The following is a 7,170-nucleotide window of genomic DNA, read 5'->3' as shown; positions in this document are numbered from 1 at the left end:
CGCTACGCCGCCGCCCCCCTGGCCGCGCTCCGCGCCGCCGCCGCCCTGCTGGCCGCCCGGGATCTGCTCGGCCGGGCCAGCAGGGCGGCGGCGGCGCGGAGCGCGGCCAGGTGGGCGGCGGCGTAGCGCAGCCCGTCGGGGCGGGTCTGGGCGGCCTCGGCCAGCCCGTGCCGGGCCACCGTGAGGAGTTGGGTCGGGGTGCGGTGCGGCAGCACGTGCGCGGGCACCGTCGGCGCCTGGGCCGGGTTGGTCGGCATGACTGTCTCCTCCGCGTGACCGGTTCGGGCGGGACGCCCGGTGGAGGAGGTCCACCGGCGCGACGCCCGGGGCGGGTGGTGCGGAGGAAGACGCACCGCTGGGGGCCGGCCGGGTGTGGATGCTTCCCCACACCACACCCGGCCGGCGAACCGGCGGGTTCGTCGCCCGCCGCCCGGGGGTCGAGGGCGGCGGGCGACGACCTGCCTTGACGGGACCGGGCTCGCGACTGCCCGGAACCCGGTGCGGTCCGCGAAACCGCACCTGCCCGGGTCGACGCCGCGAAACACCGCCCCGGGGGCGTTGGAACGGGTGTGCGAGTGAATCGAACACTCGTTCTAACTGCTCTGACAGTACACCCTGCCCACGACGAAAACGCAACGTGTGGCGTACGGCGTGCCAGCGACGATTCCCAGCCCGCGCACAGCGACGGCAAAGCCCGGCCCGAGGTCGCCGCCACAGAGTGGAACGCATGGGAAGAGGACCCGCCGGAACGACCCACGGATGAGCGCCACCGTCCTGGACCGAGGTACCCCGCGCCGGCCGCCGCCCACCGCCCCCGGCTGGTGGGCCGACCTGGCCGGCAGCGCGGCGGTGCTCAGCCTGCTGGTCGTCACCGCGCTCTGGACCGCCGACCGGGGGGTGCAGGAACTGCTCTCCGGGGTGGCCACCGGCCTCACCTCCGCCGGCCGGCTCACCGGCCTGCTCAGCGCCGACCTGATGCTCGTCCAGGTGGTGCTGATGGCCCGGGTGCCGCTGATCGAACGGCGCTTCGGCCAGGACCGGATCGCCCGCTGGCACCGGCTGGCCGGCTTCACCTCGTTCCACCTGCTGCTGGCCCACGTGCTGCTGACCACCCTCGGGTACGCCGGCACCGCCCGGGAGAACCCCGTGACACAGCTCTGGCTGCTGGTCACCGGGTACCCGGGGATGCTGCTGGCCACCGCCGCGCTGGCACTGCTGGTGCTGGTGGTGGTCACCTCGGTCCGGGCGGCCCGCCGTCGGCTGCGCTACGAGTCCTGGCACCTGCTGCACCTGTACGCGTACCTGGGGATCGGGTTGGCGCTACCGCACCAGTTGTGGACCGGCGCGGACTTCGTCTCCTCGGCCGCCGCGCGGGCGTACTGGTGGACGGCGTACCTGGGGGCGCTGGGCAGTGTGCTGGTGTTCCGGCTCGGGCTGCCGGCGTACCGCTCGCTGCGGCACCGGGTCGAGGTGGCCGCGGTGGTCCCCGAGGCGCCCGGCGTCACCTCGGTCTGGTTGCGCGGGCGGGACCTGGACCGGCTGCCGGTCCGGGCCGGGCAGTTCTTCGGCTGGCGCTTCCTGACCGGCCCCGGCTGGTCCCGGGCGCACCCGTACTCGCTGTCCGCCCCGCCGACGGGCGACCTGATACGGATCACCGTCAAGGACCTCGGCGACGACAGCTCCCGGGTGGCCACCCTGCGACCGGGCACCCGGGTGCTGCTGGAGGGCCCGTACGGGCGACTGACCGGGCAGCACTGGCGCGGCGGCGGGATCACCCTGCTCGCCTGCGGGATCGGCGTCACCCCGCTGCTGGCCCTGCTCTGGGAGCTGCCGTACGCACCCGGACAGGCGGTGCTGCTCTACCGCGTGCGTACCCCGCAGGAGCTGGCCTTCCGGGCGGAGCTGGAGCGGCTCGCGGTCGAACGCGGGGTGTCGGTCCACTACCTGGTCGGTCCGCGCGGCCGGCAGCCCGCCTGGCTGCCCGGCTACGCGGCCGGGCTGCCGGACGCCGAGGCGCTGCGCCGGCTCTCCCCCGACATCGCCGACCACGACGTCTACCTGTGCGGCCCGGACGGCTGGGTCGCCGCGGCGCAGGCCGCGACCCGGGCCGCCGGGGTGCCCGAGCGGCACGTCCATCACGAACGCTTCGCCTGGTAACGGGCGGGAAGGGGGACCCGTGCGACGGATCACCATCTGGCTGCTCTCCACGGTGACCGCCCTGGTGCTGCTGTTCAGCTACCGGACCAGCACCATGGGCGTCGGCGGGGGAACCAGCGCCGTCGCCGTCGACCGCGGCGGCACCACCCCCGGCTCCGGCGACACGTCCACCGAACCGCCCACCGGCACCGACCCGGGCTCGGGCCTGCCGGGCGGGGAAACCGGCGACAGCGCAAGCACCGGCGACAGCGGCGGCGGAAAATACGACGGGTCGGTGGCGCAGACCCGGTGGGGGCCGGTGCAGGTCCGGATCACCGTGGCGGGCGGGCGGATCACCGACGTCACGACACTCCAGGTGCCCGACGGCAACTTCCGGGACCAGCAGATCAACGACTACGCGGTGCCGATCCTGCGGCAGGCGGCGCTCACCGCGCAGAGCGCCCGGATCGACACCGTGTCCGGGGCGACCGTCACCAGCGACGGTTACCGCGAGTCCCTCCAGGCCGCCATCGACGCGGCGCACCTGAGATGAGCACGCCGATGGGCCTGATGGCGGAGCTGGACCGGCGGGCCTGGGTGGTGCAGGTGATGGGGCTGCCGGTGAGCGTGCACCTGCGCGGCCGGGAGGTGCACGACGACGCGGTCGCCGCCCGGGTGGAGCGGTTCTTCGCCTGGCTGAGCACGATCGACGCGACGTTCAGCGCCTACCGGCCGGAGAGCGAGATCGGACGGCTGGCCGGGCGGGAACCCGATCCGGCCACCGCGAGCCCGCTGGTGCGGGAGGTGGCGGAGCTGTGCGAGCTGGCCCGGACGCGCACCGGCGGCCGGTTCGACGCCCGGCGGCTGCCGCTGCCCACCGGCGGTGCCGGCTACGACCCGTCCGGGCTGGTCAAGGGGTGGGCGGTGCAGCGCGCGGCCGGATGGCTGGCCGATCTGGCCGGGCACGACCTCTGTCTCAACGCCGGTGGGGACGTGTTGCTGCGCGCCGGGGCGGACCGGCCGGCCTGGCGGGTCGGCATCGAGGACCCGGACCGCCCCGGCCACCTGCTGGACGTGCTGGACCGGCGCGACGGCGCGGTCGCCACCTCGGGCACCGCCCGGCGCGGCGCGCACATCGTGGACCCGCGTACCGGCCGACCGGCGACCGCGCTGCGGTCGGTCACCGTGGTCGGGCCGGAGCTGCTCTGGGCCGACGTGTACGCCACCGCGGCGATGACCCGGGACGCCGACGACGCGCTGACCTGGCTGACCGGCCTGGCCGACCACGAGGCGCTGCTGGTGACCGCCGACGGCCGGATCCGGGTCACCCCGCACTGGCCCGGCAGCCGTCCCGGGTCGCCGCCCGCCCGCTGACCCGCCACGGCGGACGGCCGGATGCGGGGCGTCGGGGCGTACCGGGGAGAATGGGCCGCATGCAGTCACACCCGAACGTGCAGGCGGTGCAGCGGGCGCTCGACGACGCGGGCGCGCGGGACGGTTCCGGCGCGGCCAGCCGGGTCCGTCTGCTGCCCGAGGCGGCGCACACCGCCGCCGCGGCGGCCGAGGCACTCGGCGTCGCCGTCGGCGCCATCGCCAACTCGCTGGTCTTCGACGCCGACGGCACGCCGCTGCTGGTGCTCACCTCCGGCGCGCACCGGGTGGACACCGCCGGCCTGGCCGCCCGGCTCGGGGTGACCCACCTGCGCCGGGCCACCCCCGACTTCGTCCGGGCGCACACCGGCCAGGTGATCGGCGGGGTCGCCCCGGTCGGCCACCCCGGGCCGCTGCGCACCCTGGTCGACACCGCCCTGAGCGGGCACCCGCAGGTGTGGGCCGCCGGGGGCGTACCGCAGGCGGTCTTCCCCACCACCTACCCGGAGCTGCTGCGGATCACCGACGGCACCCCCGCCGAGGTGGCGTGAACACCACCCCGGAGCTGGTCACCCTGCACGTGTGGCGGGTGCACCGGGCCGCCGTCGGGCGGGCGTTGGCCCGGATGGCCCGGCATCCGTGGCAGCTGCGGCGCACCCCCGGCGTACGGTTCGGCAAGCTGCTCGGCACCGGGACCGGCACCGGCTTCGGCCCGGGGGACGCCGACCTCACCCGGTGGGCCGCGCTGGTGGTGTGGGATTCCCCCGCCGCGGCGGCCGGCTTCGACGCCTCCCCGGTCGGCCGCTCCTGGGCCCGGATCGCCCACGCGTCGGCCCGGCTGGAGCTGCGCCCGGTGACCAGCCGGGGCGAGTGGTCGGGCCGACGTCCGTTCGGCGATCCGGCGGGCGGCCGGGTCGACGGGCCGGTGCTGGCGCTGACCCGGGCCCGGTTGCGGCCCCGCCGCGCGCTCACCTTCTGGCGGGCCGTCCCGCCGGTCGCCGCCGCGCTGCACGCCGCGCCGGGGCTGCTCGCCCGCTTCGGTGTCGGTGAGGCGCCGCTGGGTTGGCAGGGCACGGTCAGCGTGTGGCGCGACCCGACGGACCTCGTGGCGTTCGCGTACCGTCACCCGGAGCACCGTGCGGCGATCACCCGCACCCCCACCGAGGGGTGGTACGCGGAGGAGTTGTTCGCGCGCTTCGAGGTGCGCGCAGTGGTCGGTGACCGGTCGGTGCTGGGATGGGTCGCCGACGGTGATCCGCAACCGTGAGAGGACGCGCATGAGGTTGGTGCGGTGGACGCCGGAGGATCTCGTCCGGCGGCTCGACGACGTGGTCGCGGTGTACGGGGAGGCGATGGGCTACCGCAGCGACCTGCTGGAGGCCCGACGCGGCTACATCGCCACCCACGCCCGCCGGCCCGGGTTCCGCGCCGTCGCCAGCCTCACCAGCGAGGGCCACCTGGCCGGCTTCGGGTACGGCTACCTCGGCGCGGGTGGACAGTGGTGGCACGACCAGGTCTACCGGGCGCTGGACCCGGACGCCCGACGGCGCTGGCTGACCCACTGCTTCGAGGTGGTCGAGCTGCACGTCCGGCCGCCCGCGCAGGGGCACGGCCTGGGCGCCCGGCAGCTCACCGCCCTGCTCAGCCTCGCCGAGGGCGGCACCACCCTGCTGTCCACCCCGGAGGCCGACGAGCGGACGTCGCGGGCCTGGCGGCTGTACCGGCGGTTCGGCTTCGTCGACGTGCTGCGGCACTTCCGCTTCCCCGGCGACGAACGACCGTTCGGGGTGCTCGGCCGGGACCTGCCGCTGCCCCGTCCCGACACGTCCGGGCCGGCCGCGTCGTGACCCGCCGGCACGTCCCCTGGCTGCTGCTGGCCCTGCTGGTGCTGATCCAGATCTGCTACCCGCTCACCACCGGGGTCACCCGGGCCCGGCTCACCGTCGCCACGGTCGTGCTGGGTTACCTGCTCGCGGTGGGGCACGCGCTGCTCACCCGGGGTCCCCGCACGGCGGCGGCGCTGGTCGCGGTGGCCACCGGCGGCGGGTTCGCCATCGAGGCGCTGGGGGTGGCGACGGGCTTCCCGTTCGGCAGCTACGACTACTCGGGCGAGCTGGGGCCGAAGCTGGCCGGGGTGCCGTTGATCATCCCGCTGGCCTGGACCTGGATGGCCTGGCCCGCCTGGCTGGCCGCCGTCCGGCTGACCACGCCCGCCGGCCGGACCCCCGGCGCCCCCACTGCGGCGGGGCACGTCGGGCGGGTGGCGTTGGCCACCGTGGGGCTGGCCGGCTGGGATCTCTTCCTCGACCCGCAGATGGTGGCCGAGGGCTACTGGGTGTGGCGCGACGCCACCCCGGCGCTGCCCGGACTGCCCGGCATCCCGGTCAGCAACTACCTGGGCTGGCTGCTGTTCGCGGTGCTACTGATGAGCGCGCTGCGCCCGCTGGCCGGGCCGGCCGTCGCGGTCGCCGACTCCCGCGACGACCCGATGTTCGCGCTCTACCTGTGGACGTACTTCTCCAGCGTGCTGGCGCACGCGGTCTTCCTGCGGCTGCCCGCCTCGGCGCTCTGGGGCGCGGCCGGCATGGCGGTGGTGGCGGTGCCGCTGGCGGTGACCCTGCTGCGGGCCCGCCGCCGGCCCGCCGACCGGCCGGCACCGGCCCGCACCGGCGTCGACACCCCGGCATGAGCCCCTCCGGGTCGGTGACCGTCGTCGCGCTCGTGCTGGCCGTCGCGGTGACCATGCTGACCGGGCACACCTGGGTCAACGCCCGGTACTTCCTGCGCCGGCCCGTCGACGGGCCGGTCGGGGTCGACGAGACGGTGGCGGTGCTGCTGCCGCTGCGTGACGAGGCCGACCGGGTCACCCCGTGCCTGCGCGCGCTGCTCGCCCAGCAGGGGGTGCCGGGGCTGCGGATCGTGGTGCTCGACGACGGTTCGACCGACGGCACCGCCGACGTGGTCCGCTCGGTCGCCGGCGACGACCCCCGGGTCACCCTGCGCACCGGGGTCACCCCGCCGCCGGGCTGGCTGGGTAAGCCGTACGCCTGCCACCAGCTCGCCGGGCACGCCGACCCGGCCGCCACCGTGTACGCCTTCGTCGACGCGGACGTGGTGCTCACCCCGTACGCGGTGGCGGCGGCGGTGACCGGGCTGCGGGCGGCGCGGGCGACGCTGCTGTCGGCGTACCCGAGGATTCTGGTGCGGACGGCGGGTGACCGGCTGGTGCAGCCGCTGTTGCAGTGGTTGTGGCTCACCTTCCTGCCGCTGCGCGCGATGGAACGCTCGGCGCGGCCGTCGCTGGCCGCCGCCGGTGGGCAGTTCCTGCTGGTGGACCGGGCCGGCTACGAGCGGGCCGGCGGGCACGCCGCCGTCGCCGACCGGGTGCTGGAGGACATCGAGCTGGCCCGCGCCGTGAAACGCTCCGGCGGGCGGATCGCCCTGGCCGACGGCTCCCGGCTGGCCGCCTGCCGGATGTACGAGACCTGGCCGCAACTGCGCGACGGCTACACCAAGTCGCTCTGGGCCACCTTCGGCCACCCGACCGCCGCCGCGGCCGTGGTCGCCGCGCTGCTCCTGCTCTACACCGCGCCGCCGCTGCTGGCGGTGGCGGCGCTGGCGGCCGGCACGCCGGTGGCCGCCGGGCTGGCCCTGCTCGGGTAC

The 7,170-nt window shown here is 76.2% G+C and carries 8 protein-coding genes and 1 pseudogene; 8 read left to right on the top strand and 1 reads right to left on the bottom strand.

The features are described 5' to 3' along the window. Positions 1-41 precede the first annotated feature (41 nt). Positions 42-257, bottom strand: a pseudogene (locus tag H1A17_RS32875) (chromosome segregation protein SMC); the annotation flags it as partial. A gap of 502 nt (positions 258-759) precedes the next feature. Between H1A17_RS32875 and H1A17_RS32870 the strand changes: the two are divergent. The 8 genes from H1A17_RS32870 to H1A17_RS32835 all read left to right on the top strand — a co-directional run. Beyond that, positions 760-2,157 (top strand): ferric reductase-like transmembrane domain-containing protein, encoded by a 1,398-nt coding sequence (locus tag H1A17_RS32870; RefSeq protein WP_145920999.1) that lies wholly within the window; start codon positions 760-762, stop codon positions 2,155-2,157. Between the two features lie 19 nt (positions 2,158-2,176). Further along, positions 2,177-2,689, top strand: a complete 513-nt coding sequence (locus tag H1A17_RS32865; protein WP_145921000.1) for an FMN-binding protein — start codon at positions 2,177-2,179, stop codon at positions 2,687-2,689. Beyond that, positions 2,686-3,510: an FAD:protein FMN transferase gene (locus tag H1A17_RS32860; RefSeq protein WP_194823709.1), complete on the top strand. Its 825-nt coding sequence runs from the start codon at positions 2,686-2,688 to the stop codon at positions 3,508-3,510. The genes H1A17_RS32865 and H1A17_RS32860 overlap by 4 nt, the downstream gene beginning before the upstream one ends. A 59-nt stretch (positions 3,511-3,569) precedes the next feature. Beyond that, the gene (locus H1A17_RS32855) at positions 3,570-4,058 is read left to right on the top strand and encodes a YbaK/EbsC family protein (protein WP_145921002.1); all 489 of its coding nucleotides are present in this window, start codon (positions 3,570-3,572) and stop codon (positions 4,056-4,058) included. Further along, on the top strand, positions 4,055-4,774 hold the full coding sequence (locus tag H1A17_RS32850) for a monooxygenase (RefSeq protein ID WP_194823708.1): 720 nt from the start codon (positions 4,055-4,057) through the stop codon (positions 4,772-4,774). Before H1A17_RS32855 ends, H1A17_RS32850 begins: the two co-directional genes overlap by 4 nt. A 10-nt stretch (positions 4,775-4,784) precedes the next feature. Beyond that, positions 4,785-5,354 carry a GNAT family N-acetyltransferase gene (locus H1A17_RS32845; protein ID WP_145921004.1) on the top strand — a complete coding sequence of 190 codons (570 nt, stop codon included), beginning with the start codon at positions 4,785-4,787 and terminating at the stop codon, positions 5,352-5,354. Beyond that, the gene (locus tag H1A17_RS32840) at positions 5,351-6,196 is read left to right on the top strand and encodes a carotenoid biosynthesis protein (protein ID WP_145921005.1); all 846 of its coding nucleotides are present in this window, start codon (positions 5,351-5,353) and stop codon (positions 6,194-6,196) included. Before H1A17_RS32845 ends, H1A17_RS32840 begins: the two co-directional genes overlap by 4 nt. Next, the coding region (locus tag H1A17_RS32835) for a glycosyltransferase family 2 protein (RefSeq protein WP_194823707.1) at positions 6,193-7,170 on the top strand (978 nt) is incomplete at its 3' end. The genes H1A17_RS32840 and H1A17_RS32835, both read left to right, overlap by 4 nt.

The organism is Micromonospora sp. S-DT3-3-22 (assembly GCF_015354745.1).
GTDB classification, from domain to species: Bacteria; Actinomycetota; Actinomycetes; order Mycobacteriales; family Micromonosporaceae; genus Micromonospora; species Micromonospora wenchangensis.
This window is presented reverse-complemented; position numbering and strand designations above follow the sequence as displayed.

What these genes read in the sequence shown, in the direction of transcription:
- H1A17_RS32870 (WP_145920999.1), top strand. Translation starts at nt 760, where the DNA reads ATGAGCGCCACCGTCCTGGACCGAGGTACCCCGCGCCGGCCGCCGCCC.
- H1A17_RS32860 (WP_194823709.1), top strand. Translation starts at nt 2,686, where the DNA reads ATGAGCACGCCGATGGGCCTGATGGCGGAGCTGGACCGGCGGGCCTGG.
- H1A17_RS32855 (WP_145921002.1), top strand. Translation starts at nt 3,570, where the DNA reads ATGCAGTCACACCCGAACGTGCAGGCGGTGCAGCGGGCGCTCGACGAC.
- H1A17_RS32845 (WP_145921004.1), top strand. Translation starts at nt 4,785, where the DNA reads ATGAGGTTGGTGCGGTGGACGCCGGAGGATCTCGTCCGGCGGCTCGAC.